This window comes from Bacteroidota bacterium (assembly GCA_016195025.1).
GTDB lineage: Bacteria > Bacteroidota > Bacteroidia > Palsa-948 > Palsa-948 > Palsa-948.
In genome coordinates this window covers 207,526-225,318 of record JACQAL010000036.1, presented here as the reverse complement: position 1 = coordinate 225,318, position 17,793 = coordinate 207,526, and the positions used below count along the sequence as shown (strand labels likewise).

Here is a 17,793-nt window from a genome sequence, read left to right as displayed (position 1 = left end):
TTAACGTTTAGTGAACTGGAATCGTTTGCGTGCTTTTTTCTGTCCGGGTTTTTTGCGTTCCACTTTGCGCATATCGCGGGTCATCATTCCATCTGCACGAAGTAATTTTTTTGTTTCAGGGCTGGCATCAATTTTCACCATGGCTCTCGCAATCGCCAGGCGGATGGCTTCTGATTGCCCGGTGGTTCCTCCTCCATTCACAGTAATGTCAATGTCATATTTGTTCAGCGAATCGAGTTTCACCAGCGGCTGGGTTACCTTTGAATGCAAAACCATCGAAGGAAAATACAGCTTCGATTCTTTTTTGTTGATGGTGATTTTTCCGCTGCCTTTTGTAACGAGTGCGCGGGCTACGGAGCGTTTGCGCCTTCCTACTGTTTGAATTAATTCCATTCTTAAAAGTTAATGAGTGGTTGAATGATTGGGTTAATAGTTATTTGTTTTTCTCTAAAAGTTTTTTCAGATCAATTACTTTGGGCTGCTGTGCGTCATGCGTATGCTGAGCATCGGCAAACACGTGAAGATTTCTAAAAATATCTTCTCCCAGTTTGGTTTGAGGAAGCATTTTTTTCACTGCGCGTTCAATCACGTATTCAGGTTTATCCTGAAGCAACGTTCTTGGCGTTGCGTAACGCTGCCCGCCCGGATAACCGGTGTGACGCACATAAACTTTATCGGTAAATTTTTTTCCGGTGAAGCGAACTTTGCGTGCGTTGATAACGATTACATTATCTCCCGTGTTCAAATGAGGAGTAAAATCGGATTTGTGCTTTCCTCTTAAAAGATAAGCCACTTTTGAAGCAAGTCGCCCGAGGGTTTGATTCTCTGCGTCAATCAAAAGCCACGATTTTTTTTCGGTGTCAATGTTGACATTTGTTCTGTAACTGCGTGTTTCCATTATACGTTCGTTATTTTATTGTTCATTCTCCATTGTTATCTACTAATCTACGAATCGGTACTAATTTACTAATCGGAGTTTGGTTTTCCTTTTCGTATTGTTCGTACCGTTTTCGCTTTTCGCAGATTTTACAAAAGGGTTGCGAATATAATAAGTATTTTGGATTTATAAGCAGAAAAAATCTTTAGAAACACTCTGATTTTCGCAATGATAATGAAGGATCATCCGAGTAAAATAAAATCTAACTGCTTCTTAATCATGTCTGCTTTCTTGACTTCTATTCTCACTTTATCGCCAAGCGTAAGTTTTTGTTTTGTCTTTCGGTTAATAAGGCAATAATTCCGTTCGTCTAAAAAATATTGCTGGGGCAAATCTTTCATTCGTACAAGTCCTTCGCAACGGTTTTCTGTCAGCTCAACAAAAATTCCCCATTCGGTTACACCTGAAATCATTCCTTCAAACTCTTCGCCCACCCTGTTTTTCAAATACTGAACTTGCTTGTAACGAATAGAAGCGCGCTCGGCTTCAGAAGCAAGTTTTTCCCTGTTTGAAGAATGTTTGCACTGGTCTTCCAACAATTTCGGATTTCGGATTTCGGATTTCTGATTTGACAGCCGTTGCGCAAGCAGGCGATGCACCATCACATCGGGATACCTTCTGATGGGAGAGGTAAAATGCGTGTAGTGTTTAAAGCCGAGCCCGTAATGCCCGATATTATCCGTTGTATAAATTGCTTTTGCCATCGTGCGGATGGCGAGCATCTCAATCATGTTGGCTTCGGGTTTGCCGGAAACTTCTTTCAGCGTTTTGTTCATGGTTTCGGCAATGGTAATTTCATTCTTCAGATTTATTTTATATCCGAAGCGCGAAGCAATTTCTGCAAACGCTTTTAGTTTTTCCGAATCGGGTTTGTCGTGAACTCTGTAAACGAATGGTGCAGGAAGTGAAGATTGTTTCTGGTGAGAATTGGGCGAACAAAATTCCGCGACCGATTTATTCGCCAGCAGCATAAAATCTTCTATGAGAAGATTGGCGGCTTTCATTTGTTTGAAAAAAACTCCGGTGGGATTTCCTGCTTCGTCCAGGTGGAATTTCATTTCAAGTTTATCAAAAGCAATGCTTCCTTTTTTGAATCTTTCTGCGCGAAGTTTTTTCGCAAGGCGGTCGAGCAAAAGAATTTCATTGGAAAAATCTCCCTTTCCGGTTTCTATTACTTGCTGCGCTTCTTCATAGGTAAATCTGCGGTTGGAATCAATCACCGTTCTGCCGAACCAGCGGTTATGTACGTGTGCGTTATCATCCATTTCAAACACGGCAGAGAAACAAAGTTTTTCTTCACGCGGTCGAAGCGAGCATAAAACATTCGAAAGATTTTCGGGAAGCATGGGAACAACACGGTCAACTAAATAGACAGAAGTTCCGCGCAGATATGCTTCTTTATCGAGAACAGTTCCTTCCTTTAAATAATGAGCAACATCCGCAATGTGAACGCCAATTTCCCAGAAACCGTTTTCGAGTTTGCGTACTGAAATGGCATCATCAAAATCTTTTGCGTCAAACGGGTCAATGGTGAACGTGGTAACATTTCTGAAATCTTTCCTGCGGGAAATTTCTTCGCGTGTAATTTCTTCAGGAATTCTTTCTGCAAACTTTATTACTTCCTTCGGAAAAGTATACGGCAAACCAAATTCTTCGAGGATGGCGTGAATCTCCGTATCGTTTCTTCCTGCATCACCGAGCACGCGGAGAATTTCTCCCTGCGGATTTTTTCTGCCTTGTTCCCAGCAGATGATTTTTCCAACCGCTTTCTGTCCGTCCTTCGCGTCTTTGAGCAAATCCAGTGGAATGTGAATGTCGAAGGGAATTTTCGAATTATCGGGAACCAAAAAAGCAAACTCGCGCGAGAGTTGTACCGTTCCCACAAATTCTGATTTCGCACGCTCGATAACTTCTTCAATAATACCTTCGGGTTTTTTATTTCTTCCCTGAATCAAACGCACCTTTACTTTATCTCCGTCAATCGCAGTTTGTGTATTTCTTGGGGCAACATAAATGTCTTGTTTTTTTCCTTCTACTATTATATACGCAGCGCCTGAAGAAGTCATATCCACTATTCCAATTTCATGATGAGAAGATTTTTTTAATCGTTCTTCGTTTTTGGATGTTTGCTGTTCAGATAAAAGATATTTGCCGTGCCCGATTTCACGCACAGATTTTTTCTTTGTTAAATCACGGAGAATAAAACTCACCAGCATTTTCTGCCGCTGGTCTTCAATTTGGAGGCGGGAAGAAATTTGTTTATAGTTAAGCGGCTTGCCTGCGCTGTGCAGGGTTTTCAGAATATCTTCGAATAATAAATTCTTTTTTTCTTTTTTCTTTTTTGAGCGGGACATTTGCTATGAAAAACTTTTAAGGGATGGACGAAATAAGTGTGCCAAATATTTTTGGTCGGGCGTGAAGGTAATCAAATGAGCAAATCAGCGTTCAATATTGTAAACTCTTCCCACCACAAATAAATCTCCCGCATAAGTTTTGCTCCACATTTTTCCGCGCGAATCAACTCCGTAAGTCAAACTCTGCACGGAAAAAATCCAGTCAAAACTTAAGTCATGCGATTTTACTTTATAGCCCACAATATACGGCTCGCCTGAATTATCAATGGAGAGCACCTGGTTTTTTTCATCCACAAAATAATAATTCTTGTCTCCGTAAATCACACATTTGTATACATAGGGTTTTTTCTTTTTCATCTTTATTGAATCGGAAGAAAGCGAAGCGATAAGATTTGTAATCGAAGTGTCGGCAGAATATCTTTCTTCCAGTTTGTTCGCGTCCAGCCAGCCGAGCGTAATGGCAATGAGGCGTTCGGTTTTCGGAGGATGCGTTTCGGGATTGCTGTTCAGCTCCACTGTGTTGAGCGCAAGTTTTGCTTCTTCGAGCGTGGCGCCCATTTTATACAGGATGAACCCTGAAAATCTATCGGCATCCAATTCCTCTTTTAAATTTTCTTCGCGCTTGTTTACTTTTCGTTTTGCCAGTGTATGTCCCGAAAGATGGTGGCCGATTTCGTGCGCCAGCACGCTGATGGAACCCCAATCGGATTTCGTTCGGTCTTTCACACGAAGCATGAACTTTGGATTGTATTCAATGTAGCGCTGCTTCTTTTTTATATAAGCGCGCGCGGTGGGAATGCCGGCACTTTCAATTATCTGAAAGTTTTGCGCAAGCCCGGTATAACTTACAATTTTTATTACTTCGTCTTCCGCTTCCTTTTTTGAATCAATCGTGTAAACTTTTTTGATTAAGCTGTCGCCATGCTCTTTGGTATATTCTTTTGGCTGCCCTTTGACAATGTTCAGGAGGGCAAAAGAAAAAATAAAAAACAACATTATTTTTTTCTTCGAAAACATTAAAGCAAATGTAAGATTATTTATTGTGAAAGAGAATTCAAAAACAGCATTTCGAAAATCAGAATTATAGAAAAAAAATTACCTTTGCTTCAAACAAAAACACATCATCATGCTTTCAAAAAAAATTGAAGACGCGCTCAACCGTCAGATAGAATCGGAAGCCATGTCATCGCAATTATATCTGGCAATGGCTTCGTGGGCGGAAGTAAAAGGATACAGCGGCTCGGCAAAATTTCTTTACGCGCATTCCGGTGAAGAGCGCCAGCACATGCTGAAACTTTTTCAATATATTAATGAACGAAGCGGACATGCAGTAGTTCCTGCACTCAAGCAGCCGCCAAAAAATTTCACTTCGCTTTCAGATATATTTCATCAGATTTTTAAACACGAAGTAGCAGTTTCTTCCGAAATAAATAAACTCGTGGATATTTCTCTTTCGGAAAAGGATTACACCACAAATAATTTTTTGCAGTGGTATGTTTCCGAGCAGGTGGAAGAAGAGCGCCTTGCGAAACAAATTGTGGACAGATTGAATCTGGTGGGAGAAGATAAAGGCGGAATGTTTCTTTTCGATAAAGAACTGGAAGGGCTTTCAACTGCGGTAAAATAATTTAAGAATGATTTTTCTTCTTGTCATAGTTGGAATTAGCGCGCTCGTTTTTGCACTCACGTATAATTCTCTCATTGCGAAAAAAAATGCGGTGGAAAATTCTTTTGGCACGATGGATGCATTGCTGAAGAAACGATACGATTTAATTCCGAACATTGTTGCCACCGCTCAGCAATACATGAATTATGAAAAAGACACGCTCACAAAAATTACGGAACTCCGGGCGAAAGCAGTTTCAGGAAATATTTCCACCGATGAAAAAACAGTTTTGTCAAATCAGGTTGCTCCTCTTCTAAGAAATATTTTAGTGTCGGCAGAAAACTATCCTGAACTCAAAGCGAATTCTAACTTCACCGAATTGCAACATACACTCAGAGATTTGGAAGAACAGATTTCTTCTTCGCGAACCGGTTACAATACTATTGTTACTGAATTCAACAACGCCATTGAAATGTTCCCGAGCAATTTTGTGGCAGGATTAATGGGCTTGCAGCGAAAACCGGTTTTTGAAATCCCGGCAGAGGAAAGAAAAAATGTAAATGTGAGAGAACTTTTCAATCAGAAATAATATTTGGACTTCTTCCTGCTTTTTCGTACCTATGCAAAGTATTTCTTTTAAATGAAAAAACTTTTTACTCTTCTTTTTTCTCTTGCAGGCGTTGGAATATCCATAGGACAAACTACTGCAATGGATTTCACAAAGAATGATTGTGCAACAGGGCAATCACACCATCTTTTCGCGGAACTTGATTCCGGAAAGGCGGTCATCATGGAATTTTTTATGAATAATTGTCCCGCCTGCATTGACGGTGGAAATGCGCTTGAGCCGCTGTATCAAAAGTTGAAACAAAAGGGATGCAAAGTTTTGTTCTATCAAACTTCTTTCAACAATACGTATAAGTGCAGCACCATCACTTTATGGCAGAGCACGAATGGATTTTCGGGCGTGCCGTTCGATTCGGGCGCTGCGCAAATAACTTATTACGGAGGATTCGGAATGCCCACCGTGGTGGTTGCGGCAGGAAGTTCGCACCAGATTTTATATCTTACCAATGCTGGGTTTCCTGCAGGCGACACCGCGAAAATAGATTCTGCCATCAGCGCTTTTTGCGCAACTGCTGCAACTAATTTTTTGAATGAGAAATTTTTCTTCAGCGTTTTTCCAAAACCCGCTTTGGAAAATTTTACGCTCTCTTGTAAGATTCCTGAGCCGGGGAATCTGAAAATTGAAATGGAAACTATTTTGGGCGAGAAAGTAAAAATGTTTGTCGAAGAAAAAATTCAATCAGGCGAATGGGAAAGAAATTTTTCTGCGGTTGGATTTGCCAAAGGAATTTATTTTCTGCGAATTTATTTTAATGACAAGTCATTCGCTGAAAAAATAATTATTGAATAATTATTTTCCTGACGGCAACATTTTCTTCCGAATATATTTTAAGAAAATAAATTCCCGGAAGAATATTTTTTCCCAACTGAATTTTTTCTGAAACTCTTTCCGAAGGAATATTTTTCCGCAAACAATGCCGAATCAACCTTCCATCAGGAAAAAATAAATCGGCAGAAATTTTTTCCGGCAGGGCAAAATTCATTTCAAGTTGAAAAAAGCAATCTGTTTCGCAGGAGTTCATTTGGACCGGATTCGGATAAATAGTTATTTCTTCTTTTACATTTTTATTTTCTTCAGTGTCTGTAAGCAAATCTCTTCTTGAAATGTAATTAGCCGGATTCCCGTCTGCCTGCGTGAATTCTCCTGCGGCATATAATTGCGTTTTGTAGGCAGCGAGCGCGCGAACGGGCGCATTCATTCCGTTTCCGAGCGCTGACCAGTTACTTCCATCCCACTGTGCACTATAATTTGCATTGTTGCCTCCGGCAATAGTGAATCCACCGCCAGCATATAAATTTCCTGCAGCGGATAAAAGCGCATTCACCGCTCCGTTCATTCCGCTTCCGACAGGCGACCAATTATTTCCATCCCATGCGGCAATATAATTTGCAGGATTGCTGCCCGCAATTGTAAATGTTCCGCCTGCATATAATTTTCCATTGTGCGCTTCAAGTGTGTAAACCGCATTATTTGTTCCAGTTCCAACTGCTGACCAGTTAGCGCCATTCCATTTCGCAATATGAGCCGCAGGAATTCCGCTCACGCTGTCAAATATTCCGCCTACATACAGTTCGTTGTTGTAAACTGCCATTGCATATACGCGCTGGTTTGTTCCGCTTTGCAGCGAATCCCATTGTGTTCCGTTAAACTGCGCAATATTATTTACAGTGATTCCTCCAGCCGATAAAAATCCTCCACCGACATAGAGCGCTCCGCCATACACTTCAAATTTTTCTACAAAACAATTTCCGGTTGTGAAAGTGAGCGAATCCCAATCCGTGCCGTTCCACCGCGTAAAAAATTTTCTGCTTTTGTTTCCTGCATTTGTGAAAGAGCCGCCCGCATACAACTGACTGTTGTAAACTGCAAGCGCATTTACATAGCCGTTTGACAAGCCAGTGCCGATAGTATCCCAGTTTATTCCGTTCCATTGTGAAATGCGCGAACAAACATTTCCATCGGCAGTGTCAAATTCTCCGCCCGCAATTAAATTTCCGCTAATGGTATCGCTGAGCAGAACGGTAGCGTAATAATTAAATCCGCTTCCGCAATTTTGCCACGACTGCGCATGGGAATAGCAGAAGAAAAATAAAAAAGAAAAAGAAAAAGAAAAAAATATTTTTTTACTCAAGCGTAACTGATTTTAAAGCAGAATTATTTTTTTCGATGTAGTTTTTTCAGCAGAAGAAATTTTGAGCCAGTAAATTCCCCGTGTAAATTTATTCACATCAAAACTTTTTTTCACTTCTCCTGCAGAATTTTTGCCGGAATAAAGAATAGAAGTTTGTTTTCCAGCCATGTCGAGCAATTCTATTTTTATTTCCCCGCCCGAAGAATAAAAACTCAGATTAATAATTTCTGAAGAGGGATTAGGATAAATAGTTATTGAAGAAGAAAAATCAGATTGCTCATGTATGCCCGTTCCGCTTGGAGTGAGCGTAAGTGTTGTGTAATAACATTCATCTCCCGAATCATTCGTATTGTTATTGTTTGCAGCAAGAAAGCAGGCATACAAGCGAATGTTTCCCACATTGGAAGAAGGCGCAGTCCAGAGAAAATTCCACGAGCCGGTGGTGTTTGAAAAATAAGTGCCGGCTTTTTTATGCAAAGCAAACTCGCAGGTCTGGCAATTTCCGTAGCCGGGAAACTGGCTCCATGTGTCGGTTGTATCGGTGATTGTAATGGCTCCTGCATTGGAATTATTGCTCAGCACCCTTGCTGTAAATTGAAATCCAAAACGAGTTCTTGTTTGATGTGTAATGGTTGGCGTAATGGTATATGTTTGTCCGGGAACATACAAGGTTCCTCCGCTGGAAATAATGGAACAAGTTGCAGGACCCGTGTTATCAGGAGTTCCTCCGCTATGGCAGGAGTTTGTACCTTCCGTTCCGCTGCAGGTTTTTTCAGTGGGCGCATTGGTGTTATAGGGCGGGCCTCCAGCGCTTTTCTGATTCGGTTCGTGTACGTTTTCATTTTCCATAGCAGAAAATGAAATTAATCCTACTGCCGACAGCAAAAAAATATTTATAAGGAGTGATTTCTTTTTCATTTCAACGGGCGATTAAAATTTTTTGAACTTCTGTTTTCCCATCATGGGAAACAGAAACAAAATAAATTCCGCTTTGAGAAAGTTCAAGGTTCAGCGTTCCGGGTTCGATGTTTGTTTTTTCATAAACTATTTCTCCGGAAGAAGTATAAATTTTTAAAAGGTCAATTACTAACTCTGAACTTTGAACATTGAACTGTGAACTGCTTACAGTCGGAAAAATTTTCCAGAAAGTTTCGGGAGCGGCAATGGAAATTTTTCTTGTATAGGCGTAATCGCCATCATCAGTTCCATCGTTGTTTGCTTCAATAACTGCTGCATAAAATGAAACATCACCCTCGTTTGTTTCAGGTGCTGTCCATTCAAAATCCCATTTGCCGAGGCCGGTTGCTGTGGCATTTGTTCCTTCATAAGTATACGTAATATATTTCCGTTCGGAAAAATTTCCGAAACCCGCCTGAAGTTGCGTTCGTTTTGTATCCGTAAGCGAAATTGTTCCGGCAGGAGTGTTGTCAGAATTTTTGAGCACGGTTAACTGAAAACCAAAACGCATTTTTCCCGCACTGGAAATAGAAACAGAAACCGGATATTTTTTCCCGGGTTCATAATGAGTAGTGCCGCTTCCTATATATATAGAAACATTTGCGTTTCCGCTGTTGATGGGAAATGTTGCGTGGCATCCGCTGGTGGCGCAATGCCGTTCACCGGGCGCAGCGGTGCTGCTTTCGGGTGCGCCATTGCTCATCGGCTCCGGCAAATTTTTATAGCCGACAAACAAAAAAGTTGCGCAAATAACAGGCAGAGTAATTTTTTTCATGAAATAAAATTAAAAATGAACAGGCAAAGTAAGAATAAAAAAAGAAAATATCCAAATGGAAAATTTTTTACTTAATTACGTATTTCATTTTATATTTTTCGTACAGCGCGTTCTGCTCGTTGGAGAGGTTAAGTTTTTTTCCGCGTATGAAAGCCAATTCCACGTTGTTTGATTTCATATCGAGCGCATCACCGGTGGAAATAAAAAGCGTGGCGTCTTTTCCTTCTTCGAGCGAGCCGACTTTAGAATCTATTCCCAGAATTTTTGCTGTGTTCAATGTGACGGAAGCAAGCGCTTCTTCTTTTGTCAATCCATAAGCCGCAGCAGTTCCTGCAAGAAAAGGAATGTTGCGCGTTTGAATTTGTTCCATGTCACCTGCGTTTTGCAAACAGAAAAGTACTCCGGCTTTTTGCAGAAGAGATGGGGTTTTATAGGGCAAATCAATATCGTCATCGGTTCTGTTCGGCAAATCGTGAACGCGGTTGAGCATTACCGCCACATTATTTTCTTTCAGCAAATCGGTGACGAGCCAGGAATCTTCTCCGCCAACAATCACCATTTTCTTCACTCCGTTTTCTTTGGCGAAATGAACTGCATCCTCGATTTCTTTTACGTAACTAACGTGAATGAAAAGAGTTTTTGCTTCGGAGAAAACTCCCTTCATGGCTTCAAGCCGCAGATTTTTTTCTGAAGGAATAATTTCGCTGTATGCTTTCGCATCAGTGAAGAATTTTTTCATTTCATTTTTCTGCTTGTCATAGTCATCGCTTTTTTTCAGCGGGGCAATTTCATTTGCATCTTCGCTTTTTTCCCAGTCGCGCTTGAACATTTTGGGCCAGTTGAGGTGAATGCCATCATCAGTTTTCATCGCCATATCTTCCCAGTTCCACCCATCGAGTTCGAGAATGGAAGAAGTTCCTGAAACAACTCCTCCGCGCGGAGTAATTTGCGCTATGAGGATTCCGTTTGGGCGTGCAGTTGGAGGAATTTTTGAATCGCTGTTGTAAGAAGTCACGCTTCGAACATGCGGATTATAATTTCCGGTTTCGGAATAATCGAGCGTGGCGCGCACGGCTCCGATTTCTGCTAAGCCAAGCGTGGAGTTTGCTGCAATGATTCCGGGATAAACATGTTTGCCTTGAATATTAATTGTCGTATCGTATGCGCCCGATTGAAGACGAATGGTTGTCGCGTCAGCAATCAAAATTATTTTTCCATCCTTAAAACCAATAGCAGAGTTCTCAATCACTTTTCCGTTTCCGATGTGCGCAATGCCATTCATCAGCAAAATACTTTTTGTTTGCGCAGGAGCGGGGATAGGATTTTGTGAGAATCCCGAATTAAAAATTAAAAATGAAAAAGTAAAAAGTAAAACTGCATGAAAGAATTTGCAACCTGTAACCTGCAACTTGTAATTCATAATCTATTTCAGAATCCAGTCGAAGTAAGGTTTCTTTTTATCGGGCGCGGGCACTTCCGATTTTTTCTTCGCATGCATTCTCCACCCGATGGTGATTTCATGCGTGCCGCCCGATTGACCCATAATTCCGCTGGAAGAAAATTCATAAGAGTACTGAGCAATAAAATTATCGTAGGGCTTTCCGCCAAGGCCAAATGCCATGGAAGTTTTTTTATAGATGGGCGCAACCCAAATCGTATTTTTATAGATAACCGGAATGGCAACTTCATAAAATGCAGGAACATTTTTCACCATCGAAACTTTTACAAGCGGGTCAATCACCCAATCTTTGTTGATGGAATATTTATATCCGATGTTGAACTGCTGCTGCGCGGCAAGTGTATAAACAGCTGTGCCTTCCGAATTTTTTATTTTACTGCTAAGCATTCTCGGAAGAGAAATTCCTGCGTGCAAATTTTTGAAGCGGTATAAAATTCCAAAGCCGGTATCGAACACCATTGAATTTACATTCGCATTGTTCAGCACCACCGGGTCGTCCATTTGTCCGGCTGCTCCGGCAAGATTAATGTGACTTTCCAATAAACCCAGCGAAAGTCCAAAACTTAAAATATGTTCTCCCGAAAGTTTTGCGTGATACGCATAACTTGCCGATGCGGAAAGATTTTCGAAGATGCCTGCTTTCTGGCTGGCAATCATTCCGCCAAAGCCCATGTTTTTGCAGCACATTCCGTTTGCAGAAATCACTTTGTATTCCGGAGCCGCTGCTACGTTTGCCCAGTCCTTCCGGTAGGTTCCGAAAATTTCAAACGCATCTCCGGTTCCCGCATAGGCAGGTGAGAGCGCAAATTTGTTGACGGTATATTGATTGCTCAGCGGAAGTTGCTGCGCGAAACCGCCAGAAGCCAGAAGCCAGAAGCCGGAAGCGAAAAGTAAAATTCTGTGTATCATCGTAAATATTTTTTATCTGAGAATATTAATATTTCCTTTCACCGTGGGTTTGTCATCGCATTGAATAATGTAATAATAAGCGCCAGCCGGCAGCGGTGCTCCGCTTGCGTTTGTTCCTTTCCATACCACATCTTTGTTATTGTAGCCGGTTATGTTGAACACCTGCGCATTCCACGAGTTAAAAATTTTCACATCGCAGTTTTGATATTCAGAAACATTATCTATCCACAGGAAGTCATTTTTACCATCGTCATTCGGAGTGATGATGAATCCGGAAACTGTGACCACGTCCGGATTTTCAGGATAAATGGTAATACTGTCGGTTGCCGAACAGCCATTAAGGTCAGTTCCTTTTACATAATAGGTTCCGCTTGCATACACAACCAAATCATTGGTGTTGTTGTTGAACATGGAATCTTTTGTCCACCACGAATAAGAAGTTCCGCCATTGGCAATCAGTTCAACGCTCTTTCCTTCGCGGATGGTATCTTTTCCGGAAATGGAAATCATTGGCAGGGGATTCGGTGTAATCATTGCAGAAGTTGATGCCGAACATCCGTTTCCATCTGTAGCGGTAACCGAATAAGAAGAACTTGCAGTGGGAGTAACAGAAATGGAAGCAGTGCTTGCGCCTGTGCTCCACGCATAACTTGTTCCACCGGAAGCGGTGAGAATGTCAGCATCACCCATGCAAAGATTTACGTTTCCGGAAATGGAAACAGAAGGAAGAGGATTGATTATTATTGCGCCAGAAGTTGTATCCCTGCACCCCTGCAGAGTAACTGCAATTAAATCTACCGTATAAGTTCCGGCAGTTGTGTAAGTATGAGTGGCGTTTCCCTGAGTGGAATTACTGTTCCCGTCACCGAAATTCCATTTATAAAAATCCAAATTGGTCGCAGTGCTGGTGTTTGTGAAAGTTGCATTTGCATTCATGCAGGCATTTGCGCTGGTGAAAGAAGCAACCGGATTTGGATTCACTGTAGTTGTTTTCTGATTATATGAGGTGCATCCCTTGTCAGACACACAAATAAGTTTTGCAATATATGTTTGCGCGGGACCGCAAACGTAAGTAGCAGGATTTCCAGTAAAATCTATCGTGTTATTGTTGTCAAAGTCCCATTGATACTGGGTGATGCTTCCAGTTGAAATGGTGGAAGTGCTTGTAAAAGTTGCTTGCTGCCCTTCACAGAGAATGCTCGTAAAAAAGTTTACATTCGGAAGCGGGTTCAGCACAATAAATTTTACTGCGGTGTCCATCGCGCCCGATTTTGTTACAACCGCAAGCCCGACATTCACAGAATCGGGAGCAGAGAAGAGATAAGAAATTATTTTTCCGTTGGCATCGCCAAATATTCCGTCATTGTTCAAATCCCAGCTCCACGAAGTAACCGAATCGCCCTGCGCCATGGAAGAAGCCACCAGCGTGGTCATTTGCCCTGCACATGCTTTAGGCGTGTCGGTGAAATTAAGGGCTTGGGAAAAACAAACGGCACCTTGCAGCAAGCAAAGAACCGCAGAAAGACAAATTATCTTTTGTTTCATTTTTATTTTAAAAAAGTATTGACAAAAATAAGAGCATTAAGAGAGGACGAATGTAGTAATATTTTTTATTAACTTCACAGTTCAAAAATCAAATTTAGCAAGATGAAAAACAATCCATTCGTATTTACATTTTTAATTTTTAATTTTTCCTTTTTAATTAGCACTTCTGCGCAGGATTTGTGGAAAGATAAAGACGGAGCGCACAGCGCAGAAATTCTTTCTACTGCCATCAGCAGTGACGGTGCATGGATGCTTACCGGAGGAGCTGATAAACGTGTTTGCCTGAGAGATGCCAAGACCGGTGATCCGACAAAAATATTTGCCTTATCCGGACCAGTAACGGCTGTTGCTTTCAATGCAGGCGCAAAAATTTTTGCTGCGGGAACTTCAGACGCCAAGGTCACAATTTTTGATGTGAAGGAAATGAAATACAAAAAGGCATTGACGAAAGAACACACGCTCGATATAACTGCGATTTCATTCAACCCCATCAGCGATTATATCGTAACTTCTTCAAAGGATGGTTCTGCAAAAATTTGGGATGCGAACGGAAGCGGTTCGCTTTTCACACTGAAGCATGCTAAAGCTGTGAATGGCGCTGTGTTCAGTCCCGATGGAAAATCTATTGCCACTGCTTCTTCAGATAACACAGTAAAAATCTGGGAAGCAGGCACAGGCGAAATGAAAAAAAGTTTTGATGCCGATTCAAAAGAAGCAACTGCTGTTGCATGGAGTGCCGATGGAAAATATATTGCTTCGGGCGGTTCGAATGGGAAAGTAATTATATGGGAAGCGGCTTCGGGAAATAAATTTGCCGAAACAAATTTTAAATCGCAGGTGAATTCAGTTTCTTTTTCTCCCGATGTGCAATACATTGCGGCTGCGGGTGCTGATAAAAAAATCATTGTCTGGAATATTGAAACAAAAGCATTAACGAAAGAATTTGCAGCGCACGATGGAGATGTAACGGGAATTGCTTTTGCCGATAACGGAAAATATTTTATTTCCGTGAGTAAGGATATGAGCTTAAAGATCTGGGATGTTTCCGCTCTGAAAATTGGAAAGAAAAAATTTATGAAAGATGCTGGCGACCCGAAACTTTCTGTGATAAACACAGTTTTGATTGAGGATAATCACAACGGCATGATTGAAAATCCTGAGAACCCGAAAATAAATTTCACTTTGAAAAATTCCGGCAAAGGGCAGGCGTATAATCTTGTAGCAAAAGTTTCCATTGACCAAACTATTGTTGGTTTGACTTTCGATAAGGAAGTGAACATCGGAAATTTGGATGCGGAAAAATTCACCGGTGTTTCGCTTCCCATTCACACCGATTCCACGCTTGAAACAATGGCGGGAAATTTCATAGTTGATATTTCTGATGCGAATGGATATACTGTTCCGCAGTTTAAAATTCCTTTTCAAACGCGCGGAGGAGTGAGCTATAGTTTTGTGAGCGTAACTTCTCACGCCTATAGTTCGGCAACCGGAAAAGCAGAGCAGGGTGCGCCAATTACTTTGAAACTGAAATTGAAAAACACTTCAAGCGGTGCCGCGAAAAATGTGAAGGTGAGTTATATTTTTCCTCCGAACGTGATGGCGGTGAACAAACTTTCTGAAATGGTTCCTTCGATTTCTTCGGGAGAAGAAAAAGAAATCTCCGTAGAGTTTTATGCCAACAAAGATTTCAATAAACAAAAAATAAATATCGGTTTGAATTTAGAAGGAGCATACTCGAACGCAAATGATTTGGTGCTCGAAGTGAAAATGAACGAGCCGCTTCCCACAACGGATATTGCCATTGCGCAAAACACCGCGCCTGCCGAACTTCCCGAGAAACCTTTATATAGAGGAAGCGGAGACCCGCTGAAGGGATTGAATGTTTCCAAATCAAAAGACATGGTGATTGGAAAATATTACGCGCTCATTATTGGCGTGAATAAATATTCCGGTACCTGGCCTCCATTGCAAAATGCAGTTGCCGATGCAAAAGCAATCGAGGCAATGCTGAAATCAAAATACAAGTTTGATGATTTCAAAACGATGTACGATGACCAGGCAACGCGCGTGAATATTATTGACGCGTTTGATTTACTGGCAAAGAATGCGAAGCCCGAAGACAACGTGTTCATTTATTATTCCGGGCACGGAGAATACAAGCAGGAGCTGAACAAAGGTTTCTGGGTTCCGGTGGATGCGAAAACAAATTCGGTTGCCAACTATATTTCGAATGCCGATTTGCAGGCGTATCTCGGTGGAATAAAATCCAAACACACTTTGCTCGTTGCCGATGCCTGCTTCAGCGGAGATATTTTCCGCGGAAACACCGTAACTGTTCCCTTTGAAGAATCAGAAAAATATTACAAAGAAGTTCACGGACTTGCATCAAGACAAGCAATGACTTCCGGAGGAATTGAACCCGTGATGGACGGTGGAAAAGACGGTCATTCCGTTTTCGCCTACTATTTTTTGAAAACACTTGGAGAGAATGACAATAAATTTTTAGATGCCGGACAGGTATACAACAAAATAAAAATTCCTGTCATCAATAATTCTGAGCAAAGTCCAAAGCTCGCTCCTGTGAAAAACACGGGCGATGAAGGCGGGCAGTTTATTTTTATTAAGAAATAAATCAACGGCTGTAAAAAATGTTTCAAGTAACCAGCACATAAATTTTTTCAATGGCTACCAAAACAGAACCAATAAATAAACTTCAGGAGCTTCATAAAAATGGCAGCCCTGATTTTCTTCCGCTCAACGGAACCGATTATGTAGAATTTTATGTTGGTAACGCGAAACAATCTGCTTACTATTATCAATCTGCCTGGGGCTATGAACTTGTGGCGTATGCAGGATTGGAAACAGGAATGAAAGACCGAGCATCGTATGTGCTTCAGCAGGGAAAAATCCGTTTGGTGCTCACTACTTCGCTTGACCCGAACAGCGAAATCACAAAGCACGTTGCAAAGCATGGCGATGGTGTGAAAGTGCTTGCACTGTGGGTGGATGATGCGGAAAAATCTTTCAACGAAACGGTGAAGCGCGGAGCAAAACCATTTTCTCCTCCGCAAACTTTCAAAGATGAATTTGGAGAAGTAAAAGTTTCTTCCATTCACACATACGGTGAAACCATTCACACATTTGTGGAAAGAAAAAATTACAAAGGAGTTTTTCTTCCCGGATACAAACCTGCAAAATCATTAATCAAAACCTCTTCTGTCGGATTGAAAGTGGTTGACCATTGCGTAGGAAATGTGGATCTCGGGCAAATGAATCAGTGGGTGAAATTTTATGAAGATGTAATGGGATTTAAATTGCTAATCACTTTTGATGACAAAGATATTTCCACTGAATATACCGCGCTGATGAGCAAAGTGGTTTCTAACGGAAACGGCTATGTGAAATTTCCTATTAACGAACCGGCAAAAGGAAAAAAGAAATCTCAGATTGACGAGTACCTTGAATTTTATAAAAGCGGAGGAGTGCAGCACATTGCGCTGTTGACAGAAGATATTATTTTTACAGTGACGGAGCTTCGCAAACGCGGAGTAGATTTTCTTTACGTGCCCGAAACTTATTATGATGATTTGTTTGCACGAGTGGGGAAAATTGATGAAGACATTGAGCAAATAAAAAAATTAAATATTCTTGTTGACCGGGATGAAGAAGGATATTTGCTGCAACTTTTTACAAAACCTGTAGAAGACCGCCCGACCGTGTTTTTTGAAATCATCCAGCGCAAAGGCGCGAAAAGTTTCGGCAAAGGAAATTTCAAAGCGTTGTTTGAAGCAATTGAACGCGAGCAGGAGCAGCGCGGAACACTCTAAAATATTTCGGATTGCGAATTGACAAAATTGCGGATTGAATTGCCTTTTGTATTTTTAATCCGAAATCTAAAATTCGTAATCCGCAATCCTACTAATGCACGCAGCCACAAATTACATATACATTGTCTTTGCAATACTATACATTATATATAGTATCATCAAGGCGGCTAAAAAAGCAACTCAGCAAAAACCTGCGGAGAAAAAACCCGAACCGTCTTCCACAGTTAAGCCGCCAACTTCTTCACCGCTTCCTCAGCCCGGAGATGATTTTAAAAAAATGCTCGAAGAAGTTTTAGGAAAAGTTCCTGAGCCAAAAATTCCCGAGAGGCATCCCGATAGCTATCGGGATCTAAAACCTGAGCCAATCAAAATAAAACCGCAGCCGGCAAAAATTGTTACGCACGCAAAAAAAGTTAAAGCAACTCCATCACATCCTCCTTCCAAAATAAAAGAAATGCCAAAACCTTTTTTAGCAAGCGAAAAGGAAATTTCTAAAAAACCTTTTACTGAAGAATCCGTTCCAACAGAAGAACAGGAATCAGATTTTGATATTCGCAAAGCAATAATTTATTCCGAAATTCTGAAACGCCCTCAATATTAAAAGGCGGAGAATCTTTCTAACTTCGCTTATGTTTTTTAAGAAAAAGTTTTTGTTTTCTTTTTTC

General features: G+C 41.2%; 16 protein-coding genes. 6 read left to right on the top strand and 10 right to left on the bottom strand.

Annotated features, from left to right (window positions below; translation table 11 throughout):
• From rpsI to HY063_07395, 4 genes are all read right to left on the bottom strand, one after another.
• The gene (rpsI, locus tag HY063_07410; GenBank protein MBI3501605.1) at positions 1-393 is read right to left on the bottom strand and encodes a 30S ribosomal protein S9; all 393 of its coding nucleotides are present in this window, start codon (positions 391-393) and stop codon (positions 1-3) included.
• A 40-nt stretch (positions 394-433) separates the two neighbouring features.
• Entirely contained in the window at positions 434-898 is a 465-nt protein-coding gene (rplM, locus tag HY063_07405; GenBank protein MBI3501604.1) for a 50S ribosomal protein L13, read from the bottom strand.
• Positions 899-1,119: 221 nt separating this feature from the next.
• Positions 1,120-3,291, bottom strand: a complete 2,172-nt coding sequence (gene rnr / locus HY063_07400; protein ID MBI3501603.1) for a ribonuclease R — start codon at positions 3,289-3,291, stop codon at positions 1,120-1,122.
• Positions 3,292-3,375: 84 nt separating this feature from the next.
• Entirely contained in the window at positions 3,376-4,308 is a 933-nt protein-coding gene (locus HY063_07395; protein MBI3501602.1) for a hypothetical protein, read from the bottom strand.
• 109 nt (positions 4,309-4,417) lie between these two features.
• Between HY063_07395 and HY063_07390 the strand changes: the two genes are divergently transcribed.
• Genes HY063_07390 through HY063_07380 form a run of 3 tightly spaced genes read left to right on the top strand, consistent with a single transcriptional unit; the run spans position 4,418 to position 6,314 of the window.
• Complete coding sequence (locus HY063_07390) at positions 4,418-4,918, top strand: ferritin (GenBank protein ID MBI3501601.1); 501 nt, start codon at positions 4,418-4,420, stop codon at positions 4,916-4,918.
• A gap of 7 nt (positions 4,919-4,925) precedes the next feature.
• Positions 4,926-5,486, top strand: coding sequence for a LemA family protein (locus tag HY063_07385; GenBank protein ID MBI3501600.1), 561 nt, complete (start codon positions 4,926-4,928; stop codon positions 5,484-5,486).
• 51 nt (positions 5,487-5,537) lie between these two features.
• A complete protein-coding gene (locus HY063_07380) occupies positions 5,538-6,314 on the top strand; it encodes a T9SS type A sorting domain-containing protein (GenBank protein ID MBI3501599.1) in 777 nt (258 codons plus the stop codon).
• Here HY063_07380 and HY063_07375 read toward each other — a convergent pair.
• From HY063_07375 to HY063_07350, 6 genes are all read right to left on the bottom strand, one after another.
• A complete protein-coding gene (locus HY063_07375) occupies positions 6,304-7,656 on the bottom strand; it encodes a T9SS type A sorting domain-containing protein (protein MBI3501598.1) in 1,353 nt (450 codons plus the stop codon). The genes HY063_07380 and HY063_07375 overlap by 11 nt on opposite strands.
• Before the next feature lie 12 nt (positions 7,657-7,668).
• A complete protein-coding gene (locus tag HY063_07370) occupies positions 7,669-8,574 on the bottom strand; it encodes a T9SS type A sorting domain-containing protein (protein ID MBI3501597.1) in 906 nt (301 codons plus the stop codon).
• Position 8,575: 1 nt separating this feature from the next.
• Positions 8,576-9,388: a T9SS type A sorting domain-containing protein gene (locus HY063_07365; protein MBI3501596.1), complete on the bottom strand. Its 813-nt coding sequence runs from the start codon at positions 9,386-9,388 to the stop codon at positions 8,576-8,578.
• A gap of 67 nt (positions 9,389-9,455) precedes the next feature.
• Entirely contained in the window at positions 9,456-10,808 is a 1,353-nt protein-coding gene (locus HY063_07360) for an amidohydrolase family protein (protein ID MBI3501595.1), read from the bottom strand.
• Positions 10,809-10,811: 3 nt separating this feature from the next.
• On the bottom strand, positions 10,812-11,756 hold the full coding sequence (locus tag HY063_07355; GenBank protein ID MBI3501594.1) for a PorP/SprF family type IX secretion system membrane protein: 945 nt from the start codon (positions 11,754-11,756) through the stop codon (positions 10,812-10,814).
• Positions 11,757-11,768: 12 nt separating this feature from the next.
• The gene (locus tag HY063_07350) at positions 11,769-13,301 is read right to left on the bottom strand and encodes a gliding motility-associated C-terminal domain-containing protein (protein ID MBI3501593.1); all 1,533 of its coding nucleotides are present in this window, start codon (positions 13,299-13,301) and stop codon (positions 11,769-11,771) included.
• A 102-nt stretch (positions 13,302-13,403) separates the two neighbouring features.
• Between HY063_07350 and HY063_07345 the strand changes: the two genes are divergently transcribed.
• The 3 genes from HY063_07345 to HY063_07335 all read left to right on the top strand — a co-directional run bounded on the left by HY063_07345 (position 13,404) and on the right by HY063_07335 (position 17,729).
• Positions 13,404-15,932, top strand: coding sequence for a caspase family protein (locus HY063_07345; GenBank protein ID MBI3501592.1), 2,529 nt, complete (start codon positions 13,404-13,406; stop codon positions 15,930-15,932).
• 50 nt (positions 15,933-15,982) lie between these two features.
• Positions 15,983-17,128, top strand: a complete 1,146-nt coding sequence (hppD, locus tag HY063_07340; GenBank protein MBI3501591.1) for a 4-hydroxyphenylpyruvate dioxygenase — start codon at positions 15,983-15,985, stop codon at positions 17,126-17,128.
• Between the two features lie 94 nt (positions 17,129-17,222).
• Positions 17,223-17,729, top strand: a complete 507-nt coding sequence (locus HY063_07335) for an OadG family protein (protein MBI3501590.1) — start codon at positions 17,223-17,225, stop codon at positions 17,727-17,729.
• Positions 17,730-17,793 lie beyond the last annotated feature (64 nt).